Source organism: Nitrospirota bacterium (genome assembly GCA_016207905.1).
GTDB lineage: Bacteria > Nitrospirota > Thermodesulfovibrionia > Thermodesulfovibrionales > JdFR-86 > JACQZC01.
On the sequence record JACQZC010000027.1, the window covers coordinates 1 to 14,844 of the forward strand.

The following is a 14,844-nucleotide window of genomic DNA, read 5'->3' on the forward strand; positions in this document are numbered from 1 at the left end:
AAGGCACGGACTTCGGTAAAATAACCAATGAGCAGGTGGCAATGGTAGCATCATTAATTAACACAAGGCCCAGAAAATGTCTGGGCTACAAGACGCCCCTTGAAGTCGCATCTGTTGCACTTCGAGATTGAATGTAGGAATGCCAAAAGACTATGCTATAGGAATAGACATCGGCGGGACAAACCTGAGAGTCGCATCAGTGTCGAGGGACGGAAGTATCATCAAAAAACTCAAGGAGCCAACAACGGACAATGTAAAAGACTCCATTAAGAAGGCAGTGGCAAGTCTTATGGACGATAATGTGGCAGGTATAGGCATTGGTGTTGCAGGCATCATTGACAGGAAAGCAAAAAGGATTATTGTATCGCCAAACATTCCATCCCTGAATGGTCAGGCTATGGATGACATAGCAGGTGGCGTGCCTGTGGTCGTTGAAAACGATGCCAACGCAGCCGCACTCGGAGAAAAGCATCTCGGTGCAGGAAAAGACTTTAATAACTTCATCCTCATGACCTTGGGCACAGGCATAGGAGGTGGAATCATCTATGGAGGAAAACTTCTGAATGTAGCATCCGAGGTTGGACATATGAGCTTAGAAAGTGCTGGACAGAAATGCCCATGCGGCAATAACGGATGCCTTGAGCTTTATGCCTCTGCCAGAGCCATAACGGGTTTTGTCACAAAGGCAATAGAGAAAGGCACAGAGAGCATCCTTAAGGATTATTGTTCGGGCAATATATATAAACTCACCCCAGAGGATGTTTATAAAGCCGCATTCGAGGGTGACACCCTTTCCAGAGAGGCATTGAAAGAGGCAGGGAAATATCTCGGAGTGGGCATTGCAAACCTGATAAATATAATGAGCCCCGATGCCATCCTCCTTACAGGAGGACTTACAGGTGCATGGGATATTTATATAGCAGAGGCAATTAAAGAGGCATCGAAAAGGGCAATTAAAAGCCTGTTCGAGAAAGTCAGGATAATCCCTGCCCAGCTTGGAGACGATACAGGCATCTTAGGTGCAAGCCAATTAGTGTTTCAGGAGGAACACTCCCTACAATCGTGAAGATTATGCAGAGAAAACGAAAAAGAGTTATCTTCGAATATCTCGAGGCAATCGTCACTGCGCTCATCCTTGCCCTATTCATAAGGGCATACTTCGTTCAGGCATTCAAGATACCTACTGGCTCGATGATTCCAACACTGCTTGTCGGAGACCACATATTAGTCAATAAGATTATCTACGGAGTGAAACTCCCCTTTAGCGACAAGCACATCTTGGTCATCAAAAAACCAAAAAAAGGAGATATAATAGTCTTTAAATACCCGGAGGACCCCAAAAGGGACTTTATCAAAAGGGTTATTGCAACTGAGGGTGATGTAATTGAATCCAAAAATAAGGTAATATATGTAAATGGAAAGCTGGTTCAAGAATCCTATGTTCAACATGCAGACACCACAACAAGACCTGCTGGAATCGAGCCGAGAGATAACTTTGGACCCCTCATTGTCCCGAAGGACAGGTACTTTGTGATGGGAGACAACCGTGACCAGAGCTACGATAGCAGGTTCTGGGGTTATGTGGAATTTAAAGACATAAAGGGCAAGGCATTCATTATATACTGGTCATGGGATAGGGAAAAGAAACTTCCAAGATTTGGAAGGTTTGCCCATCTGGTGAACTGATGAAATGCTTTAGAAGATTAATCTGTCTATCGATAATAGGGCTTATCATATACTCAGGGGCTATGTTTGCAATACCTTATTACAGGCATTTTGCCTTTAAGTCGGATGCAGAGAGTATGATAAGATTTCCGATTTCACCTCAGGGTGACAATCGCTTGCAATTGATGCGTGAAAGGGCTAAAGAGCTCAAGGTTCCTTTAACAGAATCCGGGGTCGTTGTAACAGGCTCTGGCAATGACCTTAAAGTAACCTTCACATGGACAGAGACAGTCAATATCCTTAACATCTATAAGAAAAACTTAGACTTCACTGTCAAGGCAATCAGATAATGTTCACTGGCATCATAACAGGAATGGGCAAGGTGGTTTCATTCGCAAAAAAAGGTAAGACAGCAGTCATTACCCTGAAATCGGATATGTCTGATGTGAGTGTTGGCAACAGTATCTCTATAAATGGCACATGCCTTACAGTGACCAGTATCGAGAAGGGCATCATGAGCTTTGACCTTTCGGAGGAGACCCTCAAAAGCACAAACATGTCAGAGCTTAAAGCCGGAGATTCTGTAAACTTAGAGCCTTCGCTTTCTGCTAATGGCAAATTAGGAGGCCATTTTGTTACGGGACATGTGGATGGCATTGGAAGGATAAGGGCAAAGGTCAAAGAGGCTGACACAATGAAGATCGAAATAACTGTGGCAGAGCATGTGATGCTCCATTTAGTCAAAAAGGGCTCTGTGGCAGTGGATGGCATAAGCCTCACAGTGGTGGATGTCTTTAAGGACAGTTTTACAGTCGTTATAATACCCCATACTGCCTTAGTCACGACGATTGGCACTAAAGGGATAGGCTCAAGCGTAAACATAGAGACCGATATTATAGGGAAATATGTTTTAAGGTTTATGCAGAGGGAGACTGAAGAGGGCACCCTTATGAGCCGACTTGAAGAGGCAGGTTTTGTCGGAGGTAAAAGGTGATTGACAGGAATATAGCATTTAGCACCATAGACGAGGCATTAGAGGACCTTGTAAAAGGCAGGCTGATTATCCTCGTTGACGACGAGGATAGGGAGAACGAAGGGGACCTCTTTATAGCAGCAGAAAAGGTTACGGCTGAGGCAATAAACTTCATGGCTAAATATGGAAGAGGGCTTATCTGTCTGTCCCTGACGCCTGAGAGGGTTAGTAGCCTTAAACTACCAATGATGACTAATGAAAACACATCTACCTATGGCACTGCATTCACTGTCTCGATAGAGGCTAAAAAAGGTGTGACAACCGGAATCTCGGCACATGACAGGGCAAGAACAATCCTTACTGCAATAGACCCTGAGACTAAACCAGAAGACCTCACAAGACCGGGTCATATCTTTCCCCTGAGGGCAAAGCCAGGAGGTGTCCTTCAGAGGACAGGCCAGACAGAGGGCTCTGTTGACCTCGCAAGGTTAGCAGGACTTTATCCAGCAGGCGTCATATGCGAGATAATGAACGATGACGGCACAATGGCACGGGTGCCTGAGCTAAAGGAGTTTGCAAAAAAACATAACCTAAAGATGGTCACCATAAAAGACCTCATCCACTACAGAATGAAAACAGAGATGTTCGTAAAAAGGATAGCAGATGTCACACTGCCCACAGATTACGGAGACTTTAGGGCAATAGCATATACAAACGATGTGGACCAGAATATGCATATAGCCCTCATAAAAGGTGAGATTAAGCCCGGAGATAAGGTCTTAGTGAGGGTCCACTCGGAGTGCCTTACAGGAGATGTGTTTGGCTCAAAGAGATGCGATTGTGGAGCACAGATTCATAAGGCAATGCAGATGGTTCAAAACGAGGGAAAGGGTGTTGTCCTTTATATGAAGCAGGAAGGAAGAGGCATAGGACTTTCAAATAAGCTCAGGGCATATGAGCTTCAGGACAAAGGGCTTGACACGGTTGAGGCTAATATAAAATTGGGATTCAAGCCTGACCTCAGGGACTATGGAATCGGCGCACAAATCCTCGTTGACTTAGGTGTAAGACAGATGCGCCTCATGACAAACAATCCAAAAAAGATAATCGGACTCGAAGGATACGGACTTAAGATCGTAGAAAGAGTTCCAATAGAGACAAAGCCAAACGAAAAAAATATTGACTACCTTAAGACAAAAAAGAAAAAATTAGGACATATCCTAAAAAGCGTTTAGCCTCTCGAGCAACTGCCTCTCCTTCCTCCTCATCTTTCTTTCGGCGTATCGTGTTTCGTGTTTATACCCAATAAGATGAAGAAGCCCATGAACAATAAGCCATCTGAGCTCCTCTTTAAATGAAAGCTCATGCCCTTTTGCCTGCGTCTTTGCCTGTGAGGGGTTTATCACGATGTCGCCAAGGATATAGGGAATCCGAGAAGTTTTTTTTGCCTCATCAGGACTCGTAACCCCAAAGGAAAGCACATCGGTAGTCCTGTCAATGCCTCTATAGGAAAGATTAAGAGACCGCATCCTCTTTGGGCTTACAAAGACTATCGAGACTTGGGCACCCTTAAGCCTCAATATACGGAGAGCCCTGAGCAAGTTTTTCTCTGTCTCTTTCAGGTTTAGTCTTATCTTCCTTTGACAGTTGCTTATGAAGACCTTCTCTATGTTTTGACTCTTCATCGAAATCAAACCCGGGGTAATCCACCCTTCTATGAAGTATTGCGGTCAGGATATGTGTAAATCGCTTTTTAATCTCATATATGTCTTTGAGGGTAAGCTCGCACTCATCGAGCTGTCCCTCGAGGTATATGTGGTCTATTATCTTATCCACAAGGGACTTTATCCTCTGTGGGGTAGGGTCGGTAAGAACCCTCGATGAGGCCTCCACTGCATCAGCCATCATCACAAGTGCTGAGACCCGGCTCTGGGGCTTGGGTCCGGGATACTTATATTCCTCCTCCGAAGGTGCTTCTTCATGCTCGAATCCCTTTGCCTTCTGATAAAAATAAGTAATCAGGCTTGAGCCATGATGCTCTGCTATTATGTCAATTATTGGCTCTGGAAGTTTATACTGCTTTGCAAGCTCGACTCCCTCTTTTACATGGGACATAAGTATCATGCTTGACATATGCGGTGTGAGCCTTTCGTGCTTGCTTATACCTGTTATGGAGTTCTCTATGAAATACTCTGGCATCTTGAGCTTTCCTATGTCATGGTAATAAGAGGCTACTCTTGCAAGCAGGGGGTTTGCGCCAACAGACTCAGCCACAGAGTCGACTAAGTTGCCAACGATTATGCTGTGATGGTATGTGCCCGGGGCAGAGACCATAAGGCTTTTCATAAGTGGTTGGTCAAGGTCAAGAAGCTCAAGAAGGCTTATATCTGTTGTGACCTTGAAAAAGTACTCTATTGCAGGAAGAACGAATGACACAATAGCCATTACCGAAACTGCCGAGAAAAAGGCAAATGCCAGTGCAAGCGGATAATCGAGGGTAAAAAGCTCTCCCCTGAAAAGGTAGATGACCGTGACGGAAAAAAGGTTTGCTCCCAAAACATAAATGCCACCCTTAAGGAGTGCAGTGCGTTTCCTACATCTCATAACGCTGAATGCACCGGCAAAACTTCCAATAAAGAAATATATAGAATAAACGGCATCTGCATGCCACAGCCCTCCAAGCAGGCTCACTATAAAAGAAAAGACGATTGCGGCATGAAAATCAAAAAGAAGCGTAACAAGCATTGCACCAGCAGGCAGGGGGATTCCAAAGACAGCGGTTTTAAGTGCCGCTATACCCATTCCGCTTAGAAACCCCGTAAAGACATATTCTGCAAGTCTTCCCACAAGAAGACTGCCTGCTATGATAAGCCCCATGAGGACAAGCATGCTGTATCTGGCGATATATTTTGGCTTATATCTCATTATGTCCTTGTAAAGCAGAAACAGCAGTACAGCAGATATCAGAAATGCTCCGCTAAATTCCGTGTAGCCAAACCTCCTCTGTATTATGAGTGCCGAGATAAATCCAAATACGATAACCAGAAAGGCTATCTTTAGATTAAACCCTCTAACTTTATTTGCGTTGTTTTTCATACCTGTCATATGCCCTGACTATCTCCTGCACAAGCCTGTGCCTGACAACATCCCTTTCAGTAAAATAAATGACCTTTATGCCTTCTATATCAGAAAGTATTTTTTCCGCTTCCACAAGCCCTGAGACCTTATCAGGTGGAAGGTCTATCTGTGTTATGTCTCCTGTGATTACTGTCTTTGAATTAAACCCCAGCCTCGTAAGATACATCTTCATCTGCTCAGGGGTTGTGTTTTGTGCCTCATCTAAGATTATGAAGGAATCGTTCAGCGTTCTTCCACGCATGAATGCGAGGGGTGCTATCTCGATTATGCCACGCTCTATGAGTCGGGATGCCTTTTCAGCCTCTATCATATCGAAAAGGGCATCATAGAGGGGTCTCAGATAGGGGTTTACCTTTTCATACATATCTCCTGGCAGGAAACCTAATCTTTCACCTGCCTCTACAGCAGGCCTTGCAAGGACAAGCCTGCTTACTTCGTTTTTAAGAAGTGCATTCACAGCCATTGCCATTGCCAGATAGGTCTTGCCTGTTCCTGCAGGCCCTATGCCGATGGCTATGTCGTATTGCCTTATTGCATCGACATACTGTTTCTGAACTTCTGTTTTTGGTATGATGAGTTTTTTCTTAGGCGAGACTGATATGTTTTTTGAGAAAAGCTCTGTAAGCGATACCTCATGACCCTCTGAAACGGACCTGAGGGCATATTTTATATCCTCTGGTCTGAGTGTATAGCCAGTGCTGCTTATACTTCTTAGCTCGTTTATAATCCCCTTTGCCTGCTCTACAGGTCCTTCCTCTCCTTGTATGAAAACCTTATTTCCCCTCGAGCTTATGAGGACATGAAAGGCAGACTCTATGAGCTTGAGATTGTCCTCGATGCCTCCGTGAAAGAGATTCAGCTCTTTTTCCGAGTCAAGTTCTATCTCTACGGTAACTGTAATTGCCACCTTATTTTTCTACTACGAATGTTGGAATCTTCTCGGCTGCCTTAAGTCTCAATGCCATGACCTCTGCCTCTTTCTTTGATTTTAGACATTCGGTTCTAACCTTATGAACCGTTTTGTCTTCCGAGGTAACCACATAAACTTTATAACCTTTTTTTGCAAGGTCGTTTTTAAGTATCTCTGCATCCTTTTTATTCTTAAATGCACCTACCTGAACGCAGTATGTCTTTTCAGAGACGGTTTTGGGCTCTACGAGGGTTGCCGAATTTATCGGGGCTTGTAGCTCCTCTTGTAGAGGGGTCTCAAACTCTTTAAAGTCCGTGACTTCTTCCCCATCAGCAGGGACTTTTAGGCTTTCATCTGCCGGGGTTTGTAATTCCTCCTTCACTTCCACTGGGTTTTTTACCCCTTTACCGACTAAGAATCCGAGCGTAAAGCTTGCTCCTGAAATTACTGCCACTACGACAATGGCAAATGCCCTTGCGCCTATAAGGGCTTTAATGCTCATTTTATCAGCATAGCATCCCCATAGGAGAAAAATCTATAACCCATCCGAATTGCGACCTTATATGCAGAAAGCAGTTTTTCTTTTCCTGAAAAGGCACTGGTCAGTATGAGTGGGGTCGAGCATGGAAGGTGAAAATTGGTAATAAGTGAGTCTAATGCCTTAAATTCAAAGCCCGGTGTGATGAATAAGTCAGTTTCACCTTTTATAAAGCCATTTACAGCCAGCCCTCTAAACCGATGGCTCATAACAGCCTCAAGTGCCCTTGTTGTCGTAGTGCCAACCGAGATGACCCTTTTGCCATTTGCCTTAGCTTCCTTTATCTCTGAAATAAGGCTTGAAGGCATCTCGAAATATTCTGTCTCCATACGATGGTCTTTTAGCGAGTTAGCCCTCACAGGCATAAATGTGCCTTTTCCTACATGAAGTGTAAGGTATCTTAAAATTACACCCTTTTTTTCGATAAAGCTAAGGAGTTTTTGTGTAAAATGAAGCCCTGCAGTTGGTGCGGCAATAGAGCCTTCCTCAGATGCATAGACTGTCTGATACCAGTCGATGTCCCTTTCATCGGGCTTGCGTTTTATGTATGGAGGAAGGGGCATCATCCCTACACCGAGTAACTCATCTTTAGTGCCTGAAAAGACTAAATACCTTCCGTGTTCCACATATCCCTTGATAGCGTTGACACTTATCTTACCTGTATATCTTTTAGGGCAGAGGATTTCCCATCTGCCGTTTGAGATATGTTTTACAAGCAGTATATCGAGTCTTCCGCCTGTTGGCTTGAATGCCTGAAGCCTTGCCCTTAGCACCTTTGTTTTGTTAAGGACAAGTATATCTCCTTTATTAAGATAATTCAGGATTTCATGGAATCTCCTGTGCCTTACCGAGCCATCCCTGTTAAGGACAAGGAGTCTGCTTTGGTCTCTCGTATGTGCAGGCTCATGGACTATTAGAGAGTCCGGAAGGGGATAACTAAAATCCGCTGTATTCATAAAGCTCTATGGTTGTGCCGGGATAGTAAAAGGAAAGTATCTCTTTATATGTCTTGCCTTTTCTTGCCATCTCCCTTGCTCCCCACTGGCAAAGACCAACGCCATGACCATAGCCCCTGCCATCTAATATCAGCAGATCCCCATCTACTTTAAGGGTAAAGTCTGTGCTTGGAATCTTTTTCCAGCCAAGTTTTTTTCTGAACTCGGTTGCAGGAACGACTGAGTTTGAATTGGTTATGATGGCAAGTTCCTTGACCCTTCCAGAGGATGTAAACGACCTTATCTGAATATCGCTTATACCCTTAATGCCGAGGGCATCCTCTATCTCCGAGAAAGGTATTTTTCTATTCCATATCTGATAAGGAGAGAGCTTGCATTCTGATTTTACGGACTTAAGATAAGGACGTTCTTTGTTAAATACCTCCTCTGAGTTTTCGGTTTTTCCGCCGCATGTGGAATGATAAAACGCCTCGATGAGTTTTCCATTAAATGTAAGTACCTCTCCTTCGGTGCCTTTCACTATGAAGGAAACCCTTGTGTCTGAGTTATTACCACTGAAGAGCTGATGCTGGACAGATGATGTCAGGTGGAATTTTTTGTTTTGGTTTATGGATTTCTGATAAAGGGCATAGGTTCGGGCAATGACTGCCTGTGCCTTTATAGCCTCTGTCTCCCAGTCCTCTGATAGCTCTGAAATGACAACACCCTCCACATACTCCTCAAGTGGTAGTTCGCTTATGAGATATATGCCCCCTGTCCCGCGCCAGACCTCGATATTACCCTTATATCGTGTATACCCAATAAGCAATTCTCCCTTTACGGAATCGAGTATTCCGAGCCGTTCGTTTGTATCCGGAATCTCCTTAAAAGTTCCATCCAGTATAAGCACCTTTATGGTCTCGGTCCCGAAGCATTGGGAAGTGCCTGCAAGCAGAAAGACAGAAAGAACCACTATTAGTAATCTCATCGTCTTCTGCCTACCTGAATGTGTATTATCTAGCACTATCTGTATATTATCTATCGGCATGCCTTTAGGTCAAGGGGTAAATAAGCTCCTCTGTCAGCGATATAAACCTTTAATTTTCCAGTGCATTCAGCTATATTATAAAACATGCTCGATACACGGTTTGTAAGGGAAAATGTAGAAATTGTAAAAACTGCCCTCAGAAAAAGAGGCTATAAGCTTTCACTTTCCCCACTCCTTGAGCTTGAAGAACAAAGAAGAAACCTTATAAAGGAAGTGGACACTCTTAGGGCAAAAAGAAATGCAGTCTCAGAAGAGATTGGAAAACTCAAGGCACATAAAAAGGACATCTCAGCCCTTCACACAGAGATGAAAGAAGTCTCAGCTAAAATTAAAGAACTTGAGGAAAAAGAAAGAGAGCTTGACGAAAATATAAAGGCATTCCTTCTTGACATTCCCAACATCCCGCACCCATCTGTACCGTATGGAAAAGACGAGACTGAAAATAAAGTAGAAAGAACATGGGGTGAGATTAGAGAATTCGATTTTCCTCCGCTTAATCACTGGGACATTGGAGAGATGCTCGGAATAATAGATTTTGAGCGTGCAGGCAAGATTTCAGGTGCAAGATTTTCAATTATGAAAGGACTCGGCGCAAAACTCGAAAGGGCATTAATGAATTTCATGCTCGATATAAATACATCAAAAGGATATATAGAGGTATTTCCTCCTATAATCGTAAACAAAGATAGCATGACAGGCACAGGACAATTGCCAAAGTTCGAGCATGAGCTATTCAAAATAGTTGACCCTGAGTTTTATCTCATCCCAACAGCAGAGGTCTCTGTTACGAATATCCATAGAGAAGAAATTCTCAATGAAAAAGACATGCCAATTTATTACACTGCCTTTACACCGTGCTTCAGAAAAGAGGCAGGCTCTTATGGAAAAGACACAAGAGGGCTTATAAGACAGCATCAGTTCAACAAGGTTGAGCTTGTAAAATTCGTAAAGCCCGAGGACTCATACACAGAGCTTGAAACCCTAACAAAAGATGCAGAGGACATTCTTCAAAGATTGGGGCTTCCATACAGGGTTGTCTCACTTTGCACAGGAGACTTAGGCTTCTCGGCATCAAAGACATACGACATCGAGGTATGGCTTCCAGGGCAGGGAAGGTATAGAGAAATATCTTCATGCTCTAATTTCGAGGACTTTCAGGCAAGAAGGGCAAAGATAAGATTTCGGCGTGAGGGCAAAAAAGGCACGGAATTTGTGCATACACTTAATGGTTCGGGTCTTGCAATTGGAAGGACAGTAGTTGCAATATTAGAAAACTACCAGCAAAAGGATGGCTCTGTCATTATACCAGAGGAGCTAAAGCCCTACATGGGGGTAGGTAGGATAGGTTGACAGAATAATCTACTTTTTTTGTGCTTTTTCAAGTCTGCTTAAGACATCCATGTTATATCTGCATTCCCTGCATTCGGGGTTAAGCTCAAGTGCCTTAACGAAATAACTCCTTGCCTCTTTGAATCTTCCTATTTTTCCTAAGACAGTGCCTGCTATGTTATATGCCCTGTAAGGGTCGGGAATGTTTCCGATGGCAGAGTTCATTACTTCGAGGGCTAAAGCGGGTCTCTCAGTTCTTTCGTAAAATTCGGTCAAGGCTACATACAGGCGAAAGCCTTTGGGAGACAGTCCAATGGCTGTCTTATATGCGTCTTCTGCTTCTTTAAGCCTCACTTTTCCCTGCTTGCTCAGGGCATTGCCGAGATTAAGGAAGACATCCGGTATGGGCCTTACATCGAGTATTGCCCTGTATTGTTTTTCAGCCTCTTTGTAGTTTTCCTGCTTTTCATAAATGACGCCCAGATTATTTCTTACAGCCATCATATCAGGCTTTACCTCTAATGTCTTGAGATAGAGCCTTTTTGCCTCGTTCAGGTTCCCTTTCCTAAGCATGACATTGCCTAAATTGTAAGAGCCCTTATAAGAGGTCGGTGTGGTCTTGACCATATTGCTGTAAAGTGCCTCATCGCTTCTCCAGACAGGATTCCTTAGTAGGCTCATCATGGCAAGCACTAAGAGGAAGACAGTGAAGGCAACTGCCTTTATACGCCTTTCAGGCAGGGCAGAGAAAATTCCTCCTATGAAAATCCCTGCACCGATTAATGGAATATAGAGGTATCTTTCAGCCATAAAACTTCCAAACAAAGGCACGATGTTCGTTACAGGAACGAGAAACCCCAAAAACCAAAGCGCAGGAAAGCCTACCCAAGCCCTGTGTTTGTTTTTGAATATGACCCATATGGCAACAAGAAGCACAATTGCCGAAGCTATAACCTTTAGGCTTGTCACTGTGCTTATGTCATATAATGCCTTCTGCTCAAAAGGGATGAATGAGAGCCTTATGTATGAGGCAAATGCATATAGCATGCCTCCTATTCTTTCTGGAGCCTCGATTATTTTCATATCAATCCCTGTGCCGCCCTTAAGGGCAATGCTTCTCAGCACAAGATAAATCAGAAGGACTACGAAATACGGGATATACACATTAAACCTCTGCCTTTGTGTTTTGTCCTCAAGAAACCATCCTGCTAACATAACAAAGGGAAGCATTACTGCAAACTCCTTTGAAAGCAGTCCAAAGAAGAACAACAAAAGCGAAATAAAAAGCCATCTAAGAGCCCTGCCCTCTTTATACCTCATGCTGGCAAGGAAGGCTGAGACTATGAAGATTGCACAAAGCACCGTATTTCTTGCCGAAAGGAATGTAACTGCCTCTGTATTGACAGGGTGAACCCCAAAGAAGATGCTCGATACAAATGCCGCTATAGGGCCCTTTAAGAGCCTCAGGGATAAAAAGAACACTAATGCTACTCCTATTGCATGAAGGGCAATATTACTCAGGTGAAATCCGAGGGGGTTTAAGCCCCAGAGATAATAATCTATGGCAAAGGAGATATGAAGGAGAGGCTTATAGTATCCGCCACGAACCTCGTCTAAGACCTCTTTTTTAAGGAACATTCCGGGAATGTTTTTTATGTCCCTTATGCCTGGCTCTTCTGTTATAAACGGTATATCGTCATAGACAAACTCATAACTTAAGGTTTGCACATAGACGAGCACACTTAGAAAAACAGAAAGACCAATTAGCATCCAATTTCGGGTTCTCATTTATTCACACCAAACACTAACTTACTTTCACCTTCCTTTGCATCTTAAAAAGTTCCTCTATCTCCTTAACCGTATTTGCATCCTCTGGGTTTTTGTCATCACGGAGAAATCCAACTGCCCTTGGAAACCTGAGTGCATAGCCGATGCCTTCCTTATCCATTCCTGCTGTGTGAGACGGAGAGCGGGTTATCTCATCAGCAGTGACAGTAACTACATATCTTGGCAAAACCCATGTATCTGCACTGATGAGGGAATCCACGCGAGGATGTTTATGTGAGATTGTAATCTCATCGAGTTTTCTTTTGAGCTCAAAAAACTCCTCGTCCTTAAAGCCCGAGCCCACCTTACTTATTGTCTTAAATGTATCGGAGTGAGGCTCATAAACCGCACCTAAGAGTGCACCAATACCAAACCTTGCCCTTGCCCCTTTTCCCCTAAAATAACCTACTATGCAGACATCCACAGTGTCTGCAAGCTCTCCCCTATAGCTTCTCTTTAGCTTTATCCAGTTAAAGTTCCTTGCTCCTGCCGTGTAAGGGGAATCGAGCCTCTTTGCAATGATTCCCTCAAGCCCCCTTTCTATGGAGTTCTCAAAGAAACTGTAGATTTCTTCATGCTCATCCGTGACGACCATCTCGGCAGGCTCTATAACAGGGTTTTTCTCGATAAGGGACTCAAGTCTTTTTCTTCTCTCTATATAGGGCTTTTCCGTATAGTCTTCTCCGTCCTCATAAATCAGCTCGAATGCAAAAAACTTAAGAGGGCATTCTTTCCTTAGCTCTTCGATTCCATGCTTTCGTTTTCTCTGTATGGTTATCTGAAATGGCAGAAGCTCGCCTGTTGCCTCGCTAAATGCAAGGGCTTCTCCCTCGAATATTGCCTTTTTTGCAAGGAAATGGGTTTTTGTTGCCTCTATTATCTCAGGAAACATATGGGTTGTGCGCTCGAGGTTTCTCGAGAAGACCTCGACCCTGTCTCCGTCTTTATGCACCTGACATCTAAATCCATCGTATTTTGCCTCTATAGCGGCTTTGCCGATTTTTTTGATTATATCCTCTCCTGAAGGAAGCCTCTCACAAAGAGCCATCCTGATTGGATAGCCAACATTAACCTTGAATTTTCTTATTGCGGATATGCCTCTGCCTTTAAGAGTCTTTGCAATAAGACCTAAATCAGAGCAGAGATTATATGCCCTTTCAAGCTCAACCCTCAATGCCCTGTTTCCTTCGGAAAGGGCTAATGCTTCAAGCACAGTCGGCTCTCCTATGCCAAGCCTGAGTCTGCCTATGACGAACCTTGCTATGTATTTAGCCTCCTTTGAAGATACCCCTTTTAGGAGATTGCTCAGGAGCCCGATTTTCTTTTCAACAGAGCCTGCACCCGATGTCCTTGCGATGTCCATAAGCTCTTCATAAACATCTTTTACAGTAAGCCCTCCTTTGCCCTTTATAAGGGACTCTGCTGTCAAGCCAAGGTCTCCTGATTTGCTAAAAAGCTCCTCTACTTTTTTTGTGCTTACATCTCCTGCCTCGGAAAGTGCCCTGATTAGGAGTTTTTCGGACATCCCTATTTCGATTCCGTAAAACGCAGGAAGAAGTATTCCCTGGCTGATATAGATAATCTTGTCTATATCCTCTGAAGATGCCTCTTTGAAAAGCTCAGAAAGAATCTCAAACATAATAAGACGCTTTGTGGTTGCCTCGAGCCTTTCGAGATACCCTGTAAGTGTGAGAAATTTCACAACTCAAGCCTCCTGTCAGTAAGGATAACGGTTTTAGCCTCTATAATCAAGAACTTGTAATCCTTCTTGTCAAGCCAATTTAGAAATGTCCTATTTTTCTTCATTTTTTTAGGGGGGAGGGGGGGTATCCTCATAACCCATTGATTTTTAATGATTCTGCCTTCATTTTAGTTCATTTTCGTTCACTTTTAGTTCAGGTTTAGTTCCGTTTTGGTTCCGGATTATTCCGTAATTCTTGCTCAAGTATCTCATTTGCAACCCTCTGCATCTCCTCAACCATTGTTTTATAAGTTATAATCTATTAAAACTATAGTTAGTAGTATAAGGAATGCCTTTTGATTTGTCAAGAGGTTTTTTATCCCGCCCTCCCACCCATCTAACGAAGCAATCTTATCTTCCCTTGTCATGCTGAATTCATTTCAGCATCTTATTAGACCCTGAAACGAGTTCAGGGTGACAGGGAAAGGGTGTGTCATTCCGACCCCCCCAGTCATTCTGGCTTGTCCAGAATCTTTCTTAAAGAAGGACTCCTGACAAGCAGGAGTGACAGGAATGAATCTCATTCCGATGCTCCCTTTTCTAAAATCCCCCTCTTTCCCCCTTTTCTAAAGGGGGATTACTTACGGTGCAACCTGCTAACATAGTTAACAGATTAACCTACGGACATGGGTAACAGTATAATGGCAGAGCAAGGAGGTATTGCGATGCCATGGAGAGAGGTGAGACCTATGGACGAGAGAGTGAGTTTGATTTCGGACTGGCTTAAAGGTTGTTTCACA

14 protein-coding genes are annotated in these 14,844 nt (G+C 43.6%); 6 read left to right on the forward strand and 8 right to left on the reverse strand.

Annotation, left to right across the window (positions count from 1 at the left end):
• Positions 1-139 precede the first annotated feature (139 nt).
• From HY805_03340 to HY805_03360, 5 genes are read left to right on the forward strand one after another with little or no spacing between them, the layout of a single operon-like run.
• A complete protein-coding gene (locus HY805_03340) occupies positions 140-1,066 on the forward strand; it encodes an ROK family protein (GenBank protein MBI4823249.1) in 927 nt (308 codons plus the stop codon).
• A 5-nt stretch (positions 1,067-1,071) separates the two neighbouring features.
• Entirely contained in the window at positions 1,072-1,686 is a 615-nt protein-coding gene (gene lepB / locus HY805_03345; GenBank protein MBI4823250.1) for a signal peptidase I, read from the forward strand.
• Entirely contained in the window at positions 1,686-2,015 is a 330-nt protein-coding gene (locus tag HY805_03350) for a hypothetical protein (GenBank protein MBI4823251.1), read from the forward strand. The genes lepB and HY805_03350 overlap by 1 nt, the downstream gene beginning before the upstream one ends.
• Positions 2,015-2,659, forward strand: coding sequence for a riboflavin synthase (gene ribE, locus HY805_03355; GenBank protein ID MBI4823252.1), 645 nt, complete (start codon positions 2,015-2,017; stop codon positions 2,657-2,659). The genes HY805_03350 and ribE overlap by 1 nt, the downstream gene beginning before the upstream one ends.
• A gap of 11 nt (positions 2,660-2,670) precedes the next feature.
• On the forward strand, positions 2,671-3,873 hold the full coding sequence (locus HY805_03360) for a bifunctional 3,4-dihydroxy-2-butanone-4-phosphate synthase/GTP cyclohydrolase II (protein MBI4823253.1): 1,203 nt from the start codon (positions 2,671-2,673) through the stop codon (positions 3,871-3,873).
• On the opposite strand, the gene ybeY is transcribed toward HY805_03360, so the two are convergent.
• The 6 genes from ybeY to HY805_03390 form a co-directional block, all read right to left on the reverse strand.
• Positions 3,859-4,218 carry an rRNA maturation RNase YbeY gene (gene ybeY / locus HY805_03365; protein ID MBI4823254.1) on the reverse strand — a complete coding sequence of 120 codons (360 nt, stop codon included), beginning with the start codon at positions 4,216-4,218 and terminating at the stop codon, positions 3,859-3,861. The two genes, HY805_03360 and ybeY, sit on opposite strands and share 15 nt — an antisense overlap.
• The gene (locus HY805_03370) at positions 4,208-5,743 is read right to left on the reverse strand and encodes an HDIG domain-containing protein (protein ID MBI4823255.1); all 1,536 of its coding nucleotides are present in this window, start codon (positions 5,741-5,743) and stop codon (positions 4,208-4,210) included. The genes ybeY and HY805_03370 overlap by 11 nt, the downstream gene beginning before the upstream one ends.
• Complete coding sequence (locus HY805_03375) at positions 5,715-6,614, reverse strand: PhoH family protein (GenBank protein MBI4823256.1); 900 nt, start codon at positions 6,612-6,614, stop codon at positions 5,715-5,717. Before HY805_03375 ends, HY805_03370 begins: the two co-directional genes overlap by 29 nt.
• Before the next feature lie 70 nt (positions 6,615-6,684).
• Positions 6,685-7,188, reverse strand: a complete 504-nt coding sequence (locus tag HY805_03380) for an SPOR domain-containing protein (GenBank protein MBI4823257.1) — start codon at positions 7,186-7,188, stop codon at positions 6,685-6,687.
• The gene (queA, locus tag HY805_03385) at positions 7,185-8,180 is read right to left on the reverse strand and encodes a tRNA preQ1(34) S-adenosylmethionine ribosyltransferase-isomerase QueA (protein MBI4823258.1); all 996 of its coding nucleotides are present in this window, start codon (positions 8,178-8,180) and stop codon (positions 7,185-7,187) included. Before queA ends, HY805_03380 begins: the two co-directional genes overlap by 4 nt.
• The gene (locus tag HY805_03390; protein MBI4823259.1) at positions 8,161-9,207 is read right to left on the reverse strand and encodes a SpoIID/LytB domain-containing protein; all 1,047 of its coding nucleotides are present in this window, start codon (positions 9,205-9,207) and stop codon (positions 8,161-8,163) included. Before HY805_03390 ends, queA begins: the two co-directional genes overlap by 20 nt.
• 84 nt (positions 9,208-9,291) lie before the next feature.
• On the opposite strand from HY805_03390, the gene serS reads away from it, so the two are divergent.
• Positions 9,292-10,557: a serine--tRNA ligase gene (serS, locus tag HY805_03395; protein MBI4823260.1), complete on the forward strand. Its 1,266-nt coding sequence runs from the start codon at positions 9,292-9,294 to the stop codon at positions 10,555-10,557.
• Between the two features lie 9 nt (positions 10,558-10,566).
• Here the strand turns inward: serS and HY805_03400 are convergent, their stop codons facing one another.
• Positions 10,567-12,306, reverse strand: coding sequence for a tetratricopeptide repeat protein (locus tag HY805_03400; GenBank protein ID MBI4823261.1), 1,740 nt, complete (start codon positions 12,304-12,306; stop codon positions 10,567-10,569).
• 34 nt (positions 12,307-12,340) lie between these two features.
• Positions 12,341-14,065 carry an ATP-dependent DNA ligase gene (locus HY805_03405; protein MBI4823262.1) on the reverse strand — a complete coding sequence of 575 codons (1,725 nt, stop codon included), beginning with the start codon at positions 14,063-14,065 and terminating at the stop codon, positions 12,341-12,343.
• Positions 14,066-14,844: the final 779 nt, after the last annotated feature.

Coding starts and splice junctions, on each gene's coding strand:
- HY805_03340 (MBI4823249.1), top strand. CDS start 140: ATGCCAAAAGACTATGCTATAGGAATAGACATCGGCGGGACAAACCTG.
- lepB (MBI4823250.1), top strand. CDS start 1,072: ATGCAGAGAAAACGAAAAAGAGTTATCTTCGAATATCTCGAGGCAATC.
- serS (MBI4823260.1), top strand. CDS start 9,292: ATGCTCGATACACGGTTTGTAAGGGAAAATGTAGAAATTGTAAAAACT.
- HY805_03400 (MBI4823261.1), bottom strand. CDS start 12,306: ATGCTAATTGGTCTTTCTGTTTTTCTAAGTGTGCTCGTCTATGTGCAA.
- HY805_03380 (MBI4823257.1), bottom strand. CDS start 7,188: ATGAGCATTAAAGCCCTTATAGGCGCAAGGGCATTTGCCATTGTCGTA.
- queA (MBI4823258.1), bottom strand. CDS start 8,180: ATGAATACAGCGGATTTTAGTTATCCCCTTCCGGACTCTCTAATAGTC.
- ribE (MBI4823252.1), top strand. CDS start 2,015: ATGTTCACTGGCATCATAACAGGAATGGGCAAGGTGGTTTCATTCGCA.
- HY805_03370 (MBI4823255.1), bottom strand. CDS start 5,743: ATGACAGGTATGAAAAACAACGCAAATAAAGTTAGAGGGTTTAATCTA.
- HY805_03350 (MBI4823251.1), top strand. CDS start 1,686: ATGAAATGCTTTAGAAGATTAATCTGTCTATCGATAATAGGGCTTATC.
- HY805_03390 (MBI4823259.1), bottom strand. CDS start 9,207: ATGCCGATAGATAATATACAGATAGTGCTAGATAATACACATTCAGGT.